This is a genomic window from Knoellia subterranea KCTC 19937 (assembly GCF_000768685.1).
In the GTDB taxonomy this organism is placed as follows: Bacteria; Actinomycetota; Actinomycetes; order Actinomycetales; family Dermatophilaceae; genus Knoellia; species Knoellia subterranea.
Window position 1 is genome coordinate 67,450 of sequence record NZ_AVPK01000004.1, and the last position, 16,870, is coordinate 84,319.

Annotated in this window: 16 protein-coding genes; 7 read left to right on the plus strand and 9 right to left on the minus strand. The window is 67.3% G+C overall.

Annotated features, from left to right (window positions below; all coding sequences use genetic code 11):
* Positions 1 to 120: 120 nt before the first annotated feature.
* The 4 genes from N803_RS08100 to N803_RS08115 all read right to left on the minus strand — a co-directional run bounded on the left by N803_RS08100 (position 121) and on the right by N803_RS08115 (position 3,982).
* Positions 121 to 1,161 carry a BMP family lipoprotein gene (locus N803_RS08100; protein WP_035904115.1) on the minus strand — a complete coding sequence of 347 codons (1,041 nt, stop codon included), beginning with the start codon at positions 1,159 to 1,161 and terminating at the stop codon, positions 121 to 123.
* 191 nt (positions 1,162 to 1,352) lie between these two features.
* The gene (locus tag N803_RS08105) at positions 1,353 to 1,802 is read right to left on the minus strand and encodes a cupin domain-containing protein (RefSeq protein ID WP_035904117.1); all 450 of its coding nucleotides are present in this window, start codon (positions 1,800 to 1,802) and stop codon (positions 1,353 to 1,355) included.
* Positions 1,803 to 3,164 carry an amidohydrolase family protein gene (locus N803_RS08110; RefSeq protein WP_052112055.1) on the minus strand — a complete coding sequence of 454 codons (1,362 nt, stop codon included), beginning with the start codon at positions 3,162 to 3,164 and terminating at the stop codon, positions 1,803 to 1,805. It lies immediately after the preceding gene.
* Positions 3,161 to 3,982, minus strand: coding sequence for an S-methyl-5'-thioinosine phosphorylase (locus N803_RS08115; protein ID WP_035904118.1), 822 nt, complete (start codon positions 3,980 to 3,982; stop codon positions 3,161 to 3,163). Before N803_RS08115 ends, N803_RS08110 begins: the two co-directional genes overlap by 4 nt.
* Positions 3,983 to 4,067: 85 nt before the next feature.
* On the opposite strand from N803_RS08115, the gene N803_RS08120 reads away from it, so the two are divergent.
* Positions 4,068 to 4,910, plus strand: a complete 843-nt coding sequence (locus N803_RS08120) for a hypothetical protein (RefSeq protein WP_035904119.1) — start codon at positions 4,068 to 4,070, stop codon at positions 4,908 to 4,910.
* A 94-nt stretch (positions 4,911 to 5,004) separates the two neighbouring features.
* Positions 5,005 to 6,558 carry a gamma-glutamyltransferase gene (locus N803_RS08125; RefSeq protein ID WP_035904122.1) on the plus strand — a complete coding sequence of 518 codons (1,554 nt, stop codon included), beginning with the start codon at positions 5,005 to 5,007 and terminating at the stop codon, positions 6,556 to 6,558.
* 90 nt (positions 6,559 to 6,648) lie between these two features.
* Here the strand turns inward: N803_RS08125 and N803_RS08130 are convergent, their stop codons facing one another.
* Positions 6,649 to 8,022 carry an MATE family efflux transporter gene (locus N803_RS08130; RefSeq protein ID WP_035904125.1) on the minus strand — a complete coding sequence of 458 codons (1,374 nt, stop codon included), beginning with the start codon at positions 8,020 to 8,022 and terminating at the stop codon, positions 6,649 to 6,651.
* Positions 8,023 to 8,083: 61 nt separating this feature from the next.
* Between N803_RS08130 and N803_RS08135 the strand changes: the two genes are divergently transcribed.
* Positions 8,084 to 9,811, plus strand: coding sequence for a dipeptidase (locus N803_RS08135; protein ID WP_245617106.1), 1,728 nt, complete (start codon positions 8,084 to 8,086; stop codon positions 9,809 to 9,811).
* A 119-nt stretch (positions 9,812 to 9,930) separates the two neighbouring features.
* On the opposite strand, the gene N803_RS08140 is transcribed toward N803_RS08135, so the two are convergent.
* Together N803_RS08140 and N803_RS08145 are read right to left on the minus strand one after the other, a co-directional pair.
* Entirely contained in the window at positions 9,931 to 10,257 is a 327-nt protein-coding gene (locus N803_RS08140) for a DUF202 domain-containing protein (protein WP_052112056.1), read from the minus strand.
* 13 nt (positions 10,258 to 10,270) lie between these two features.
* Positions 10,271 to 10,636: a YidH family protein gene (locus tag N803_RS08145; protein WP_035904126.1), complete on the minus strand. Its 366-nt coding sequence runs from the start codon at positions 10,634 to 10,636 to the stop codon at positions 10,271 to 10,273.
* A gap of 70 nt (positions 10,637 to 10,706) precedes the next feature.
* Between N803_RS08145 and N803_RS08150 the strand changes: the two genes are divergently transcribed.
* Entirely contained in the window at positions 10,707 to 10,985 is a 279-nt protein-coding gene (locus N803_RS08150; protein WP_035904127.1) for a DUF2277 domain-containing protein, read from the plus strand.
* Positions 10,986 to 11,008: 23 nt separating this feature from the next.
* On the opposite strand, the gene N803_RS08155 is transcribed toward N803_RS08150, so the two are convergent.
* Positions 11,009 to 11,788 carry a thioesterase family protein gene (locus N803_RS08155; protein ID WP_035904128.1) on the minus strand — a complete coding sequence of 260 codons (780 nt, stop codon included), beginning with the start codon at positions 11,786 to 11,788 and terminating at the stop codon, positions 11,009 to 11,011.
* 484 nt (positions 11,789 to 12,272) lie between these two features.
* Here N803_RS08155 and dnaB point away from each other — a divergent pair, with 484 nt between their 5' ends.
* Positions 12,273 to 13,646, plus strand: coding sequence for a replicative DNA helicase (gene dnaB / locus N803_RS08160; protein ID WP_035904129.1), 1,374 nt, complete (start codon positions 12,273 to 12,275; stop codon positions 13,644 to 13,646).
* Between the two features lie 216 nt (positions 13,647 to 13,862).
* On the opposite strand, the gene N803_RS08165 is transcribed toward dnaB, so the two are convergent.
* The gene (locus N803_RS08165; protein WP_052112058.1) at positions 13,863 to 14,570 is read right to left on the minus strand and encodes a DUF6602 domain-containing protein; all 708 of its coding nucleotides are present in this window, start codon (positions 14,568 to 14,570) and stop codon (positions 13,863 to 13,865) included.
* On the opposite strand from N803_RS08165, the gene N803_RS18285 reads away from it, so the two are divergent.
* Together N803_RS18285 and N803_RS08175 are read left to right on the plus strand one after the other, a co-directional pair.
* Positions 14,478 to 15,080 (plus strand): hypothetical protein, encoded by a 603-nt coding sequence (locus tag N803_RS18285; protein ID WP_156969701.1) that lies wholly within the window; start codon positions 14,478 to 14,480, stop codon positions 15,078 to 15,080. The two genes, N803_RS08165 and N803_RS18285, sit on opposite strands and share 93 nt — an antisense overlap.
* A gap of 304 nt (positions 15,081 to 15,384) precedes the next feature.
* Positions 15,385 to 16,566 (plus strand): hypothetical protein, encoded by a 1,182-nt coding sequence (locus N803_RS08175; protein ID WP_156969702.1) that lies wholly within the window; start codon positions 15,385 to 15,387, stop codon positions 16,564 to 16,566.
* Positions 16,567 to 16,870 lie beyond the last annotated feature (304 nt).

Consider the following 16,870-nt stretch of genomic DNA (forward strand, 5'->3'; position numbering starts at 1 on the left):
GTCGTGAACCGTGCGGGGACACGGTTCGGAACGGGAGAACGGGCGCCCTCCGGGGAGGGCGCCCGTTCCGTGGAAAGCATGCTCGGAGCGTATCCGAACAGGGTGGTTCAGATCACCGGGTCAGCCGACCTTGATCGTCCCGTCCTCGATGCCCTTGACGACATCGGCAACCTTGGTCTTGACCTCGGCCGGGAGCTTGGAGTCGAAGTCGTGGAACGCGGCGAGACCGGTCTTGCCGTTGAAGTTGCCGCCCTTGATGGAGCCGTCCTTGACCTGCTTGAGCAGGTCGGTCGTGCCATCCGTGAGCTTCTTCTCGGCCGACGTCACGAGGCACGGGTGCGCCTCGGGGACGGTGTCCCACTGGTCGAGGTCGACACCGATGCAGTAGAGCGAGGTGCCCGCACCGGAGGTCTTGGCGACCTCACCGAGCGCGCCGTTGCCCGTGCCACCGCCGGCACCGAAGATGATGTCCGCGCCCTGCGCGAGCATCTTCTTGGCCTCGCCGGCACCCCACGGGGAGTCGGAGAAGGCGTTGTCGCCGGCCGGGTGGTAGACCTTCGCGACCGAGATCTTCGGGTTGGCGGCCTTGGAGCCGAGCTCGTAGCCCTTGGCGTAGTTCTGGGTCGGGGGGATCTCCTGACCGAGGACGACACCGATCTTGTTCGTCTTGGTGAGCAGGCCCGCGAGGTAGCCGGCGGCGTAGCCCGCGTTGGCCTCGGGGAAGACCAGGCCGGTCACGTTCTCGACGGTGGCCTCCTGGAACTGGTCGACACCGATGAACTTGGTGGTCGGGTTGGCCTTGGCCGCGGTCTGCGTGGCCTCGGTCATGAGGAAGCCGACCGTGACGATGGCGTCGTACTTCTGGTCGGTGAACTGCTTGAGGTTGGCCGCGTAGTCCTTCGCGTCCTTGGTCTCGATGTACTTGGTCTGGACGCCGTCGCCCTCCATGGCCTTGACGCCCTCCCAGGCGGCCTGGTTGAAGGACTTGTCGTCGACGGAACCGGTGTCGGTCACGAGACCGATGCAGAACACGTCCGCCGAGGAGCAATCCTTCGGGGCGGTCGAGCTGCCGTCAGTGCTGTTGCCGGTACTGCCGCCACAACCGGCGAGAGCGAGGGCAAGGGCGGCGGGGGCCGCGATGAGGAAAGGCTTCGCCTTCATGGAAATACTCCTTGGGGGTGTGCAGGATGCCCACGAATCGTAGGGCACTTATCACGACCTGAGATCCAGTTGACGGGACCGTTGCACGCTCGTTACTGCGAGGTACACCACAGCCGCGAGCGCGCCACGCCTGCGATGGTGACGCGCAGCCCTCAACAGCGCGCACGCAATGGCACAACCTGACAACAGCGTCAGGTGCGGGTCAGCGCCGCGATCTCCGCGGCATACCCCGGAAATTTCTCCACGAGCGGCTCTCGCTCCCCGAGCGTGAAGTGCTCGGGACGGAAGGAGGGGGAGCACCAGCACGACAGCAGCGTCCAGTCGCCCATGGTGGCGGCGCCCTGCCAGACGTTCTTGCGGACGAGCATGCTGCGCCGCTTGTCGCTCATGAGCGTCAGCGATCCGTAGTTGCGGCGCGGACTCTCGGCGAGACGCAACAGTGCGGCTGGTGCGCCCTCGAGCCACTGCCAGCCCTCGTCGATCGTCAGCCGGTGCATGGCCGAGAAGCCGTCGTCGCCGGCAGTGAGCAGGACGTAGATCGAGGACAGTGCCGCCGTGCGCGGACCCTCGACGAACCACGCGCCCTCGCCGGGGATGGGCTTCATCTTGTGCTCGGCGATGATCTGCTCGGCGGTGCGCATCTATCGGTCTTCCTGGACTGCTGTGGCGGCTGCGGCGGCGTCGCGAGCCCGCGCGCGACTCCGGGCGAGGAGTTCGGGCGTGTCCACCTGCGTGCTGCGGCGCTCGCTGACGACGATCCTCCCATCCACGAGTACGTCGCTGACATCGCCCCTCCCCGCCGCGTGCACGAGCAGCGCAGGGACGTCGTGGACGGGTGTCAGGTGCGGCTGGTCGAGGTCGAGCAGGACGATGTCGGCGCGCTTGCCGACCTCGAGGCTGCCGATGAGGTGGTCCATCCCGAGGGCTCGGGCACCCTCGATCGTGGCCGCGCGCAGGATCTCGGTCGCCGGGATGTCGGGGCGTCCGCTGGTCAACGCCGCCAGGTGGGCCGCCTGCCGCATCGCCTGCCACATGTCGAGGTCGTTGCTGCTGGCGCAGCCGTCGGTGCCGATACCGAGGCGTATGCCGTGTGCTCGCCACCGTGTCCAGTCCAGCGCCCCGGACGTCAGCTTGAGGTTGGAGGCGGGGCAGTGCGCGACGGCAACGTGACGTCCCTCGATCACTCCGATGTCCTGGGGGCCGAGGTGGATCCCGTGGCCGAACACGATCCGCTGCCCGTCGGCGGGTGAGGTCGGGAACCAGCCGGCCCGGTTGAGCAGCTGGGTCGGGGTGGCGCCGAAGCGGTTGGCGACGTCGTCGTTCTCGGCCGAGTTCTCGGAGACGTGGGTGTGGAGGATGCCGGTGGGTGCGACCTCCCGCAGGACCGACGCCACCTCGCTGAGATGCTCGACCGAGTTCGTATAGGTCGCGTGCGGCATCGCCGCCACGGGGACCTCGGGCCCGCCCGTCGCGTGCAGGACCTCCGGCCAGGCGCGCAGCCCCGCGATGCGTTCGTCCCAGCTCAACCCGTCCGGTCCCGGACCGTCGAAGAAGGTCGGACCACCGACGTGCCGTGCACCCGCCGCGACGGCGCCACGGTGGGCTGCCTCGTGGTGGAAATACATGTCGAGCTGCGTCGTGCAGCCGCCGAGCAGCGACTCGAGGGTGCCGAGCGTGGCGCCGAGCTCGACCGTCTCGGGGTCCATGACCGCGCCCTCGGCCGCCCAGACCCGGGCGAGGAAGCCCTGGAGGTCGACGCCCTCGGCGATGCCGCGCAGCAACGTCATCGGCAGGTGCGTGTGCAGGTTGACGAGCCCGGGGAGAGCGAGACGACTGCGACCGTCGATGACGACGTCGTCGTCGCACGGCTCGAACTCGGCACCGCCCGTGCCGATGGCCGTGATGACCCCGTCCTCGACGACGATCGACACGTCGTGCAGCACGGAGTCGTCGGCGTCTACCGTCACCACGATGGCCAGGTCACGCAGGACGACTCGACTCACGCGTCGACCTCGTCCGTGCCGTTGACGTCGCCGGTCTCGAGGTCCTCCGCAGAGTCGTCCGCAGAGAAGACCGACCGGGTGTGCACGAACTCGTCGATGATCGCCAGGACGCGAGGAGCCCCTGCTGCCAACGCTTCCGAGATATCGTCCATGGTGATCGGCTCACCCGGCCGAACGCCTGCCGCAGGGTTCACGACGAGGCTGAGACCGGCATACCGGAGTCCGGCCTCGGCGGCGAGCGTCACCTCCGGGACGCCGGTCATCCCGGCGACCGTGCCGCCCGCGAGCGCGGCGAGCCGGATCTCGGCCGGTGTCTCGAAGCGGGGCCCGTCGAAGCAGACATAGACGCCTCCGTCGATGACCGGTTGACCGATCGAGCTCGCGGCGTCGAGGAGTTCACGTCGCAGCAGCGGGTCGTAGGCGTTCGTCACGTCCGTGTGGACCACGCCCTCGGCCCCGGTTCCGTCGTGGAAGGTAGCCTCCCGTCGACGCGTGAAGTCGAGGAAGTCGTCGAGGCACACGATCTCGCCCGCCTCGAGGTCCGGGTCGATGCCTCCCGTGACGTTGACGGCGAGGACGTCGTGGACGCCGAGGTCGGCGAGGGAGCGGATGATGGCGCGGTAGTTGACGCGGTGGGGAGGCACCTCGTGCCCGGCTCCGTGCCGGGTGACGAACGCGACGGGCTGGCCGTGCCAGGTGCCTCGGGTCACCGGCGTCGTTCCGTATGCCGTGTCGACGAGTTCGGTGTGCGCGTCGTCGAGGGCGTCGAGGTCGTAGAAACCGGTTCCGGCGATGATTCCCAGCGGGTGAGCGGTCACACAGGTCACGCTACCGGCGACGGGAGCCCGCCCGTTCGTGGTCCAATCTCCCGACCCATCACCGCGTCCGAGATCCGGAGCCCCCATGTCCCGCATTCGTTCGAGGGTTGCCGCGGCGGCCCTCACCACCCTCGTGTCGCTGGCGTCGGCACTCACCCTCACGACGTCTCCAGCCGCCGCTGCGGGCACGAGCCTGCCCGCCTGCAACAAGATCACCGCCCACACGACGAACGACCGGCTGGTCAACGGCAACTACAGCCTGATCGTGACCTCGGACATGCTCCAGATCGAGGAGCGGGAGTGGATGAACGGGCCCAACGGCCCGGACTACTGGACGACCCACACGTGGTTCCGTGACGACCCCACGGGTCGCTACCAGTCCAACACCGACAAGACCTACCTCGCGCTCTACTGCAACGGCGACCTCGCCCTGCGCCGGGCCAATGGCTACCTCCTGTGGCACTCGAACACCGCCAACCGCGGCATCGTCAAGGCGACCATCAGCCAGTGGGGAAACCTGCTCCTCCAGAACGCGTCCGGCGGTGTTGTGTGGCAGTCCGGGACGTCGCGGATCGGGATTCCGTCCGGCGCGATCCTCACGAGCGGCAGCAAACTGATCAACCGCTTCGGCGACCAGCAGGGCCGGCCCGTGCAGACCTTGACGATGCAGGCGGACGGCAACCTGGTGCATCGCTCGGGTTCCACGGTGAAGTGGCAGACCAACACGCGGGTGCCGGGCTCCGTGGCGGGGTTGTCGCCGACGGCGCGCCTCTTCGTCCGCTCTCCCTCGGGCCAGCTCCTCTGGGTGAGCCCGTGCAGGGCCGGCACGACCTACTCGACCCTGTGGCTCGGAAATGAGGATCTGACCACCACCGACTGGAGCGGCGGCAAGATCACGCACATCTGGTCGAACCTCTACGGCTGCTGACCCACCTGCACCCTCGCCTCGTGTGTGTGGGACCACGTTCCACCGTGGTCCCATACACACAAGGCAGGGCGAACGGGGTGGGAGGATGCGAGCCATGACGACTTCCGCCCCTCGGGTGGCGATCGCGGCGACCGGGCCGGCGTCACTCAGGGCTGGGCAAACGGTCGTCGCCGAGGGTGGCAACGCCGTCGACGCGGCCATCGCTGCAGCTGTCGCCGCGATGAGCACCGAACCGGGGATCGTCAGCCTCGCCGGCGGGGCGTACGTCACGATCTGGCCGGCGGAAGGGGAGCCCGTCGTCATCGATGGCAACGTCGCCATGCCGGGACGCGGGCTGCCGCGGGAGGCGTTCGGGGGCGGGGTGCGCGAGGTCGTGACGGAGTACGGCGGGGGAGTGACCATGTATGCCGGTCACGGCTCGGTTGCCGTGCCCGGCGCCCTTCTCGCGTGTGAGGCTGCCGTCGCGCGCTTCGGCTCGGTGCCGTGGGCCGCCGTCGTCGGTCCGTCGGTCGAGGTGTGCCGAGACGGGTACCCCATCGGTGGGGCCTCGGCCCGCTACCTCGCCCTCGTCAAGGACAACCTCTTCGGACACGACGAGGGGTCGCGGGCCGTGACCCGCCGCGAGGACGAATCGCCTTTCGTGGCAGGCGATCTGGCGCACAATCCGGCGCTCGCCGACGTGCTCGAGGCTCTGGGTCGCGAAGGGGCATCGCTGCTCACCACCGGAGACCTGGGGCGGGCGCTCGCGAGGGACATGGCCGCGAACGGTGGGCTGATCACGGAAGCCGACCTCGCGGCATACGAGATCGTCGTGCGCGAACCGGTGCGGCGAACTCTTGGCGACTGGGACGTCGCGATCAATCCGCCGCCGTCGATCGGCGGGCCGATGCTCGCCGTCATGCTCACCGAGCTCGCCCGAGCCGGCGTCCCCAATTGGGCGGACGTCCTGCGGATCCAGCGGGCGGTGCTCGCCTACCGGCTCCGGGTCCACGACCACGCGCGCGACCTCGACGCGGCCGGGCACGCTCTCCTCGCGTCGGTCGAACGGCACGGACTCGCCGGCCTGCCGACCTCGGCGTCGACGGCGCACATCTCGGCGGTCGATGCCGACGGGCTGGCGTGCGCGGTGACGATGTCGAGCGGCTACGGGTCGGGGGTGACGATCCCGGGGACGGGGCTGCTCCTCAACAACGCGCTCGGGGAGCCGGAGCTCAACCGGCTCGGGCTGCACGCGCTCACGCCGGGCACGCGACTCGCGTCGAACATGGCGCCGACGGTTGCCCGGGCGGCCGATGGGCGTCTGCTGGCCGTTGGCTCGCCCGGCGCCGACCGGATCACGACCGCTCTCATGCAGGTCCTCTCACAGCTGTGCCTCGCCGGCGCGGACCTCGACGAGGCGATCCAGACGCCGCGCATGCACGTGCGATTCGACGAGTCGGGTGAGCCGGTCGTCGAGCACGAGGCGCGCGCCGAGATCGAGGCGGCCATCTCGGACGCCGGGCTGCGGGGACTCGACCACGGCGCCCTCTCGATGTACTTCGGAGGCGTGGGTGCGGCATACAGAGGCCCTGATGTGGGGGAGGGTCTCCCGGGTGAGCTGCGTGCAGCGGGTGACCCGAGGCGCGAGGCCGCCGTCGGCGTCAGCTGACTTCCGCAGGTGCTACCGCACAGTAAGTGTCGTGATCGCAGCACCTACGGTGCGGTAGCACCCGCGTGAGGTGCTGCGTGAGACGGTGCGTCAGCGGATCGCGCCGGTGACCATCCAGCGATCGGTGCGCACGCGGGCCCACATCAGCACCCCGCGAATCGCCATGAACGCGGTGAAGGCGAGCCACAACCACGTCACGGCATTGCTCGTCCCACGCGTCCCCCCGCCGGCGCTGTCGGACAGCAGCCAGTCGCCCATGAGGTGGACGCCGAGGATGAGCGGCAGGTAGGCCACGAACGTCGCCACCATGGCACGCGCAAGCCACCGACCGTCGCCCGCGCCGATGAGGACGCCGTCGATGACGAAAACGTAGCCGCTGAGGGGCTGGGACAGGGCCACGACGATGAGCGCCGCAGTGATGCCCGCCTGCACCGCGGGGTCGCTCGTGAAGAGGCGCGGCAGGGTCGTGTGGAGGAGCAGGACGACGATCCCGAGGACGAAGCCGGACAGCACGCCCCACCGCACCATCAGCGTTGTGGCAGAACGGGTTCGGACGAGGTCGCCCGCACCGAGCGCCTTGCCGGTGAGGGCCTGTGCGGCGATGGCGATGGCGTCGAGAGCAAAGACGAGGAAGCTCCAGATCGTCGCCGACACCTGGTAGGCCGCTAGTGGGACGTCGCCCAACCCGGCCGCAACCCAAGTGGTGACGAGCAGGATCGCGCGCAGCGCCAGAGTGCGAACAAGCAGGGGTATGCCGGTGCGCGCCGCTCCGAGGATCCGTCCGGGATGTGCCCGGAGAGTGACGCGGTGGCGGCCCGCCTCTCGCATGAGGACGACGACGAGCGCGATGGCCATGCCGCTCTGCGCGATGACGGTGCCGATCGCGGATCCCGCTATGCCCCAACCGAATCCGTAGACGAAGAGCAGGTTGAGGGCGATGTTGCTCGTGAAGCCGAGGGCACTCGCGACGAGAGGGGTCTTCGTGTCCTGGAGTCCGCGAAGCACGCCGGTCGTCGCGAGGACGACGAGCATCGCGGGGATCGAGATGGCCGAGATCCGCAGATAGGTGACGGCGTGATCGAGGGCCTCGGGGGAGGCGCCGAAGAGCCGGCAGATGGGCGCGGCGAGCGCGGCGACGACGACGGCCGTGACGGCTCCGAGGCCGACGGCGAGCCAAGCACCGTCGACACCGGCGGCGATGGCGCCGCCGCGGTTGCCGGCACCGAGTTGGCGGGCGACAACCGACGTTGTGCCGTAGGCGAGGAAGACGAAGATGTTGGCCGCGGTGAGGAGCATCGCGCTCGCGACCCCGAGGCCGGCGAGCTGCGGAGTGCCGAGATGTCCGACGATGGCCGAGTCGGTGAGGAGGAAGAGCGGTTCGGCGACGAGGGCGAGGAACGCGGGCAGTGCGAGGCGCAGGATCTCGCGGTGCTGGCTCGGGGTCTCCTCGGGTGGCGCGTGCACAGGGCGACGCTAGCGGCCAAAGTGGCTACGCTTCGGTAACCACTGTCTGCTGGAGGTCTCAATGACGAGTTTCCGCTTGGTCCCGTCTGCTGGTCCGTCCCGTCGCGGTCGCCTGCGGCGCTCCCTGTATGCCGTCCTCGCGGCTCTCCTTGCCGGTCTCGTCGCGGTGACGGGAGCCTCCACAGCGGCGACCGCTGCAGCGCCGAAGTGGTGGGAACCGGTGAACCCGCAGACGCCCGACTCGCAAGTGGGAGTGACGGGTGCGCCGTTCACGGGGTCGCGCGGAGGCGAGGTGCGAGGGCTCGTGGACGCCCACACGCACATGTTCAGCGACGAGGGCTTCGGCGGAAATGTGGTGTGTGGCAAGACGTTCAGCGTCGACGGCATCGCGGCGGCGCTCCAGGACTGTCCGGCGCACAAGCCGAACGGCAACCTCGCCCTCATCGAGAACCTCACGAACGCGCGACTCGGCGGCAACCCCTTCGCGAGCCACGACACGGTGGGCTGGCCCACGTTCTCGTTCTGGCCGGCATACGACTCCTTCACGCACCAGCAGATGTACTACAAGTGGGTCGAGCGGGCCTGGCGCGGCGGACAGCGCGTCCTCGTCAACGACCTCGTCTCCAATTCGGGGCTCTGCATGATCAACGGCGTGGTCAACCCGCCGAACCGCAGCTCGTGCAACGACATGGACGCGGTCCGGCGCGAGGCGAAGAAGACCCGCGAGCTCGAGGCGTTCGTCGACGCGCAGTACGGCGGTGCGGGCAAGGGCTGGTTCCGGGTCGTGACGAACCCCGAGCAGGCGCGGTCCGTGATCGAGCAGGGCAAGCTCGCCGTCGTCCTTGGTGTCGAGACGTCGGAGCCGTTCGGGTGCAAGCAGGTGATCGGCATCCCCGCGTGCACGAAGGGGCAGATCGACCGTGGACTGGATGAGCTCAAGGCGCTCGGGGTGTCGTCGATGTTCTTGTGCCACAAGTTCGACAACGCGCTGTGCGGGGTGCGCTACGACGAGGGCACGACGGGCGTCATCGTCAACCTCGGGCAGTTCCTCACGACCGGCACGTGGTGGAACCCGCGGACCTGCAAGGCCGGTGAGGTGCCGGACCACACGGTGGCCGGGGGGGTGCTGCCGAAGGAGTTGGCGATCGCCTTCCCGGTGGCCATCCTGCCGGTGTATACCGCTGGGCCACACTGCAATCCGCGCGGGTTGTCCTCGCTCGGTGAGTACGCGCTGCGCGGGATGATCTCGCGCAACATGATGGTCGAGCTCGACCACATGTCCGGCAAGGCGGCCGGTCGTGCGCTCCAGATCCTCGAGGAGAACCGGTATGCCGGTGCGCTGAGTTCGCATTCCTGGATGGACTCCTCCTACATGGAGCGGCTCTATGCGCTCGGTGGATTCGCGACGCAGTACGGGCACGACACGACGCAGTTCGTCGCGGACTGGCGGGCCTCGAAGGCGCAGCGGGACCGGTTCGGGGTTGGCTACGGCTTCGGGATGGACATGAACGGCTTCGGCGGCACGCCGGCTCCTCGTGAGGGTGCAGCAACGTCGGCAGCGGGTCCGGTGGTCTATCCGTTCCGGTCGGCCGATGGTGGGTCGGTCCTGACGCGGCAGACCACCGGCGAGCGGACGTGGGACGTCAACGTCGACGGCGTCGCCCACTACGGGCAGGTGCCCGACTGGGTCGAGGACCTGCGGCTCGTCGGTGGGCAGGAACTCGTCGACGACCTCATGGCCGGGGCTGAGTCGTACCTCCGGACGTGGGAGGCAACGGCCTCGCACTGAGGTGCGTTGACGCCCGACTTCGAGATGGTGCGATGCACGCTCAGTTGCTCCTTCGTCGCAAACGCGCGCACCGCACCGTCTCAAAGTCGGTCGAAGTGAACCGCCATTGCAAGCTCACGTCAGCTGAGAGTTACGCAGAGGGCTGCGATCGCGAGGGCAAGCACTGCGGCGGTCACGACGCCGATCTCCATGGTGGCGGGGTCGAGGCCGGGGGCGGGGAAGAGGCGTCCGACTCGGCGGAGCCGGATGCGTGCGTGGAAGAAGATCCACGTCGCCACGAGGCCGGCGACCACGACGACGACGGCCACGGCGGGTCCGTGCTGCTGCCCCCACCGAAGGAACAGCAGGGAGGCGCCGACGAACGAGATCGCGGTGCGCTGCCAGGCGAGCGACGTTCTCTCGGGCTGCAATCCGTCGTCGGTGCGCGGTGTGGGTTCCTCGGTCATGGTCGGGGAAGGGTCACGTCGCGACGAGGACGAGGAGGATGACGCTCGCCAGCACGAGGGTCATGACGAGGAACGGGATCACGGTCGGGAACGGCAGGGGTCGCCCGTGTCGCATCGCCTGCTCGACCCGGAGCCAGCGGACCCCTGCGGCGATGGCGACGGCTGCGCCGATGACGATGAGGAGGCCCGCAAGAACGCCCCGCACGGTCTCGTCGAGGTGGATGCCGAACCCCTCGAGCGCGACGGCACCGGCTATGAGGGCCAGCGCAGTGCGGATCCAGGCGAGGAAGGTGCGCTCGTTGGCCAGGGTGAACCGGGGGTCCGGCTCGGTGCCGCCACCGAGCAAGCGGCGGGGTGGTGCGGGAGTGGGGTCGGCCATGTCTCGCACCCTAGCCACAGCGGAAGGCGAGGGGGTGTCGGGTGTCCGCTGACCGGCATACATTGAAGTCATGTGCCGAAACATTCGTCAGCTGCACAACTTCGAGCCTCCTGCCACGGATTCGGAGGTGTATGCCGCGGCGCTGCAGTACGTGCGCAAGGTGAGTGGGTCGACCAAGCCGTCACAGGCGAACCAGGCCGCGTTCGACGCCGCCGTCGCCGAGGTCGCCCACGCGACGCAGCACCTGCTCGACCACCTCGTCACGAATGCGCCGCCCAAGGACCGCGAGGTCGAGGCGGCGAAGGCGCGGGCGCGGTCGGCCGAGCGCTACGGGCGCGTCGCCGGCTGAGCGACCGACGCACCCGCTCGCAGTCAGACGTTCGGGCGGACGGTGAGGATCTGGTTGAGCGTTCCGATGGGGCCGTTCTCGTCGTGAAGGATGCTGCTCGTCAGCCCAATTCCGTTGTCCCCGAACGTCACTGACGTGTCGAAGCCAATCCAGCCAGGTCGCGGGGCGCGCACGAGATGCGCCGTGAGGTCGAGGTTGGGGAAGGCCACCTTGGTCGGGTCCTCGCGCACCGTCATGCCGTTCGCGATGTCGAAGAGGCCGATCGCGGCGGCGGTGGGTGAGACGTCCTCGTCACCGACGAGGGGCTCGTCGGTGCGGACCCAAAAGTGGCCCCGTCCCGGCGCGGCCTGCTCGCGTCGCAGTTGTGCGACCTTGATGAAGCCACCCGGCCAGACAGTCGTGGGGTCCCACTCGGGGGTGTCGGCGGGTGAGGGGATGGGGGTCCGGTGCGTGCCGGCCACGGCTTCGGTGTCGCCCGTGCGGAGCAGCCAGGCACGCAGGACGACGGCGGGGCGGCCGTCGTGGCTCATCGTCGCCTCGACGAGTTCGATGGTCCGACCGGGGCGCACGACCCGCGTCTCGACCTCGACCTCGTCGATCGGGAGGGTGCCCAGGATGTCGAACGAGAGGCGCGCGAGAGGCAGCTGATCACCGTCGGGGCGGCGGGCGTCGCGGTCGACCTCGACGACGTGGGCGAGGAGCCCGAGGGCGGGCGCGATGTGCTGTTCGTCCAAGGTCCACGCGCCGCCGGTGTGCTCCGTGGCGCGGAACGTCGTGGGTCCGGTGCGCTCGAAGTAGGCCATGCCATCGATCCTGCAACATGCCGCAACGTCAACCCCAAACACGTCGTTGCAGGTCAGGGGCTACCGATCGGTAGTTCGGCCGGGGGAGGGCCGGGCCACGCCTCCTCTCAATGGGGGACGTGACGTGGCTCATGTGGACGAGACACGCCCGAAAGTTTCTTTTCCCCACATCCGGTGCACGGAGAAACCGCAGGTCAGACCATGTTTTGAGCGATGCGCCAACGGATGTCCACAGGGCTTTCCACGGACTGTGCACAACGACCTCCGGCGTTTTGCACCATTCGTCCACAGGTTGTCCACACGGCCGGTGAGATGGGCACCCGGACGATTGGCGAGGGGCTGGGTCGAGGTTCTAGGTTGGGCCGATCCGGTCTCACCCGGGCCCTCCGCAGTCGGTCTCCCGGCACTGTCAGTGGGGGCTGGTGGACTGGGGCACACGGCATACACAAGGTCTTGAAACGTCAGGGAAGGCAGGGGTGGGCGGGTGTCGATCGCGGAGTTGAGCAGCAGCTATTCGGGCTCTCCCGACGGTCCGCCCGACGACCGCCTCCCCCCGCAGGATCTCGGCGCGGAGCAGTCGGTGCTCGGCTCGATGCTCCTCAACAAGGACGCCATCGCCGACTGCCTCGAGGTCACGAAGTCGACGGACTTCTATCGCCCGGCGCACGAGCTGATCTATGACGCGGTCCTCGATCTCTATGGGCGCGGCGAGCCGGCCGACGCCATCACCGTCGCCGACGAGCTCGGCAAGCGCGGTGACCTGACGCGGGTGGGCGGGCAGGCGTACCTGCACCAGCTCATCCAGTCGGTGCCGACCGCGGCGAACGCCGGCTACTACGCCGAGATCGTCCACGAGCGCGCCGTGCTGCGGCGGCTCGTCGAGGCGGGGACGCGCATCGTGCAGATGGGCTACGGCCAGGGCGAGGGTGACGTCGACGAGATCGTCAACCGCGCGCAGGCCGAGGTCTACTCGGTGGCGGAGAAGCGCGGCGGTGAGGACTACCACCAGCTCGGCGAGATCCTCAACGCGACGATGGAGGAGATCGAGGCCGCGGCCGGGCGCACCGACGAGATGACGGGTGTGCCGACCGGGTTCATCGAGCTCGACCAGCTGACGCACGGACTGCACCCCGGCCAGATGATCGTCGTGGCGGCCAGGCCAGCCGTCGGAAAATCTACGCTGGGAATTGACATAGCCCGCGCCGCGTCGATCAAGCACAACATGGCGACCGCCGTGTTCTCGCTCGAAATGAGCCGCACCGAGATCACGATGCGCATCCTGTCGGCCGAGGCGACGATCCAGCTGCAGGACCTGCGCAAGGGCCTCAAAGGTCAGGAGCAGTGGAACAAGCTCGCCCGCATCATGGGCAAGATCTCCGATGCCCCTCTCTTCATTGACGATTCGCCGAACATGTCGCTGATGGAGATCCGGTCGAAGTGCCGCCGGCTCAAGCAGCAGCACAACCTGCGCATGGTGATCATCGACTACCTCCAGTTGATGAGCTCGGGCAAGAAGGTCGAGTCCCGCCAGCAGGAAGTCGCCGAGTTCTCGCGTGCTTTGAAGCTCCTGGCGAAGGAGCTCGAGGTTCCGGTCATCGCGATCTCGCAGCTGAACCGTGGTCCCGAACAGCGCACGGACAAGCGCCCCCAGATGTCCGACCTTCGCGAATCGGGCTCTATAGAACAGGACGCTGACATGGTGATCCTGCTCCACCGGGACCGCTCTGACCCGGAGCGCGACGGTGAGGCCGACGTGATCGTGGCCAAGCACCGTAACGGCCCGACCGCGGACATCGTGCTCGCCTTCCAGGGGCACTACAGCCGGTTCAGCAACATGGCCAAGGACGGCGGCTTCTGACGTCGTGGCATCGCTGCGTGACGACATCGATGCAAGCGCCTCGTGGATCTCAACGGCGCTGAGTGCCTGTCGAGATGCAGCCAATCTTGCGCAACGGGCAAGGGTATGTAACCTAAACCCCCCGTTATGCGTCGGGCGCTATCGATAACTCTTTGTTCTATCCCACGAACCGTCGGAGGCCGCGACGACCCAGCACGTGCGGCAATCGCACGATGCTCAGGCGCTTGTATCGTCAGCGCGGTCTCCCGGCTGCTCCCCGTCTGTCTCGACAGGCGCGTCGCTCAAGTCCAGACGGTTCATGTAGGCCCCGATGTCGGCGGCCGCGACCGTGCCAAGTCCTTGGAGCCGGGTGAAGAGGCTGAACAGGAAAAAGAGAAGCGTTGTGTCCGATTCGCTGTATTCGATGACCGAATCAGGGTCATCCGGCCGGTTGAACGACACTGCTCGCAGGGCACAGCCGAGATTGACCTCACGATCGCCGGAGAGTGAGAGTACCGCTTGGACAGCGGCTTCCCCCTGGAGGTCGGCCCATCCGCTCCTGGTCGTGAGGAGGCCACCCAGAATGGCGATGGGCCGTTTTGGCGGATAGACCCCGCCGGCATGGGCGATGGGCACACTCGTGCGATGGAGTCTCCTGACACTCGCGATCTTGGTTCCTGCGTAGTCCATGAACGTCTTGTTCATTTCCTGCTTCACCTCGAAGACCGCGTACACAGCTTCGGCGGGGACGAACAGGTCTCCGCTACTGGTCTGGGCTAGAAGAGGCGTGTACTGCGCGTCATAGACAAGCAGGTCGATCTGGTCACTGGTGGTCCCGCGCGAGTCCATGACGTGCCCTTTGGCGACCCCGTAACGACCGGGCAGGAACTCCCGCAGGACTCGTGCCCAGTTCGCCTCCGAGTCGTCGCCCAGTACCTCGAGCACCTTGACGGCGCCTCCACCTCCAGCGAGGACGCTGTCCGGCTGTTCGCGTCCCTGTCCCTGGCGCGGCTGCACCCGGACGTGACGTCGTGGGCCGCGGCCGCCGAAGCGCTGAACTTGCCCGGCCCGATGGGAGTGCGCTGTGCCCGCGCCTGCTCAGCCACCATGCTCGTCAGCGCGGAGGAGTGGAAGAGCCGGATCTGGCGGGCTGGCGAAGAGACCGAACGACGCGACTACCGGGCCACCGAAGCCAAGATCCACCACCGGCTCGGCATGACCCGTTGGTTCGACGAATGGGCCCGACGCAACCGTCCCGACGCCCGATACGGCGACCACGACCTCGCCCTCACCTGGCAGTGGGTCCATGTCGCCCACGCCCGCCTCGACCTCTCACCCGCCTGGCGCGGTCAGAAGCCCACCGCCAAGGACCGCGCCCACTACCGCCATTTCGCCTACACGCTCGACGAGCGGCAACAGTTCGAACTCGCCTTGGCCCTCCGCAAACGTGCGTGACGGCGATCGCAGGTGCGCAGTACAGGACAGTGGCGTCCCCAGTACCATGTGTGGGGGCCCGTCCTTCGGGCCTGAGGAGTTGCTGCGGAAGGCGGGAACTGGCCCGATGGACCTTGCAAGCATGATTCAACAGCCGCGTTCTATTGAGCTCTGGCCTCTCGAGATCTCCCCTGGAACGGCGAGCGTCTTGATCGCTAAGGGCCGTGCCGCCGCAGTGTTGCGGGAGGGTCGCCACAGACGTGACGGCGAGAGGATCCCATTCACGGGATCTAAGAGTCTCGTTACGTTTTCCCTGAAGGACTCCATGCAGGAGGAAACCGTCGAACTAAGACTCGACGACAGGACTCGTCCTAAGGTCCACTTGACCTTCAATGTGCACTGCGGCGACAGCGACGAAGTCTTGTTGACGGCAGTTCGACGATACGAACCAACCGATATCGCACGAATGGTCACTGCGGAACTGCGTGACGCCATCACGGAGCGGGTGCGAACGAGCCTTGGGCACTTTGCCCATGATGCCCTGATATCCAAACCGTCGCTGCGTGAGATTCTCGATCTCGGGGACTTGGACGTCGCTGACGGACTCGTTCAAGTAACTCGACTGTTGTCTGCGACCGTGGAGGCCGATCCCAACCGAAGGAGGATCGAGGACGCGCAGTCGAGTGGCGAGCTAAAAATTCAAGAGACGTCGATTGAGGCGGATGTCGAGGACGCGATAGCAGTTCGCAAACAGCGGCGCGAAAACATGCTGCTGCAGCTGTCAGATCGGCAACTGCTGGATCTCTCGCGTGAGATTGGAGTCCCGTTCGTATATCTTCGTGATCGCGACCTTTATCGGGAGCAACTCCAGATGCGGGCCAAACTGTTCAAGAAGGCGCTGACCAGCGAGTCTTTCCCGCGCCTCGCGCAAAGTATGGGAATGAGCACGCCTGACCTGAATGCGCTGGTGGCGGGCATCGCTCCAGAAGAAGCCGCGCAGCTACCGCAGGCCACTCAGCCACGCCACGTGTCACGACTCCGTTTCGACCCCAGAATCGATGAAATCCTGGAGGAGGTCGGCGTTTCAGAGGAAGTGGCAGGATCGTCGCTTTATAGCGACCAGGCCAGGGATGGCAGGACCCAAAGCGACGTGGTTCTCGTAAGCATGGACCCCGGTCACCTGCGCTCGCTCGAGGGCAGAATTCGGCCTATCGCCACCACGCGGCTGGGCCTCCCCGACACGTTCTGGCATTACGTCGACTACGAGGATGACCTTGGGCGCTTCATAGAGCGCTACCTTCCCGCGGTGCTTCCTAGGCGCGCTCTCCAGGGCGTGTCAATCCGAGTCTCGGAGCTAGTCGAGAGTGGACCAAACCTAAAGATTCGCTTGAACGTGCAGGGCGCCAGCCTGTCAGACATCAACGGATCTCTCGTTGGCTTCAGAGGTCGCCAAATCAAGCAACTGCAGCAATTGTTGCCATATCGTCGAATTGAATACGTAGAGTAATGCCGGCAGTCTTCCGGCTTGATGAAACGGATGGCTGGGCGTTCGGCTACCGGATTCCATACCTCCCGGATCTCCTGGCCGATCCACAGAACTCGGGCGCACTCCTGGGCCATCCTGTTCTGGAGGCGTACTCGCGCCAAGTGGCTTTTCTTCGAGCCTATGCCTCACGTGTGCCTCGGGAGAGTGCGCTGCAGGTGCGATTCGTGCGGGCAAGTGACCGCTTGGTCGAGCCCTTCCTCCTCGGCTCGGCCGTCAGGCAAGATGTCGCCTGGGACTTAGCTCTGCTTGTGCAGCACGGGATGCC

Excerpts from the sequence above, each read along its gene's own strand:
- N803_RS08140 (WP_052112056.1), bottom strand. The coding sequence starts at position 10,257 with ATGACCGAGGAACCCACACCGCGCACCGACGACGGATTGCAGCCCGAG.
- N803_RS08145 (WP_035904126.1), bottom strand. The coding sequence starts at position 10,636 with ATGGCCGACCCCACTCCCGCACCACCCCGCCGCTTGCTCGGTGGCGGC.
- N803_RS08155 (WP_035904128.1), bottom strand. The coding sequence starts at position 11,788 with ATGGCCTACTTCGAGCGCACCGGACCCACGACGTTCCGCGCCACGGAG.
- N803_RS08150 (WP_035904127.1), top strand. The coding sequence starts at position 10,707 with ATGTGCCGAAACATTCGTCAGCTGCACAACTTCGAGCCTCCTGCCACG.
- N803_RS08105 (WP_035904117.1), bottom strand. The coding sequence starts at position 1,802 with ATGCGCACCGCCGAGCAGATCATCGCCGAGCACAAGATGAAGCCCATC.
- N803_RS08135 (WP_245617106.1), top strand. The coding sequence starts at position 8,084 with ATGACGAGTTTCCGCTTGGTCCCGTCTGCTGGTCCGTCCCGTCGCGGT.
- N803_RS08120 (WP_035904119.1), top strand. The coding sequence starts at position 4,068 with ATGTCCCGCATTCGTTCGAGGGTTGCCGCGGCGGCCCTCACCACCCTC.
- N803_RS08100 (WP_035904115.1), bottom strand. The coding sequence starts at position 1,161 with ATGAAGGCGAAGCCTTTCCTCATCGCGGCCCCCGCCGCCCTTGCCCTC.
- N803_RS08125 (WP_035904122.1), top strand. The coding sequence starts at position 5,005 with ATGACGACTTCCGCCCCTCGGGTGGCGATCGCGGCGACCGGGCCGGCG.
- N803_RS08175 (WP_156969702.1), top strand. The coding sequence starts at position 15,385 with ATGCAGGAGGAAACCGTCGAACTAAGACTCGACGACAGGACTCGTCCT.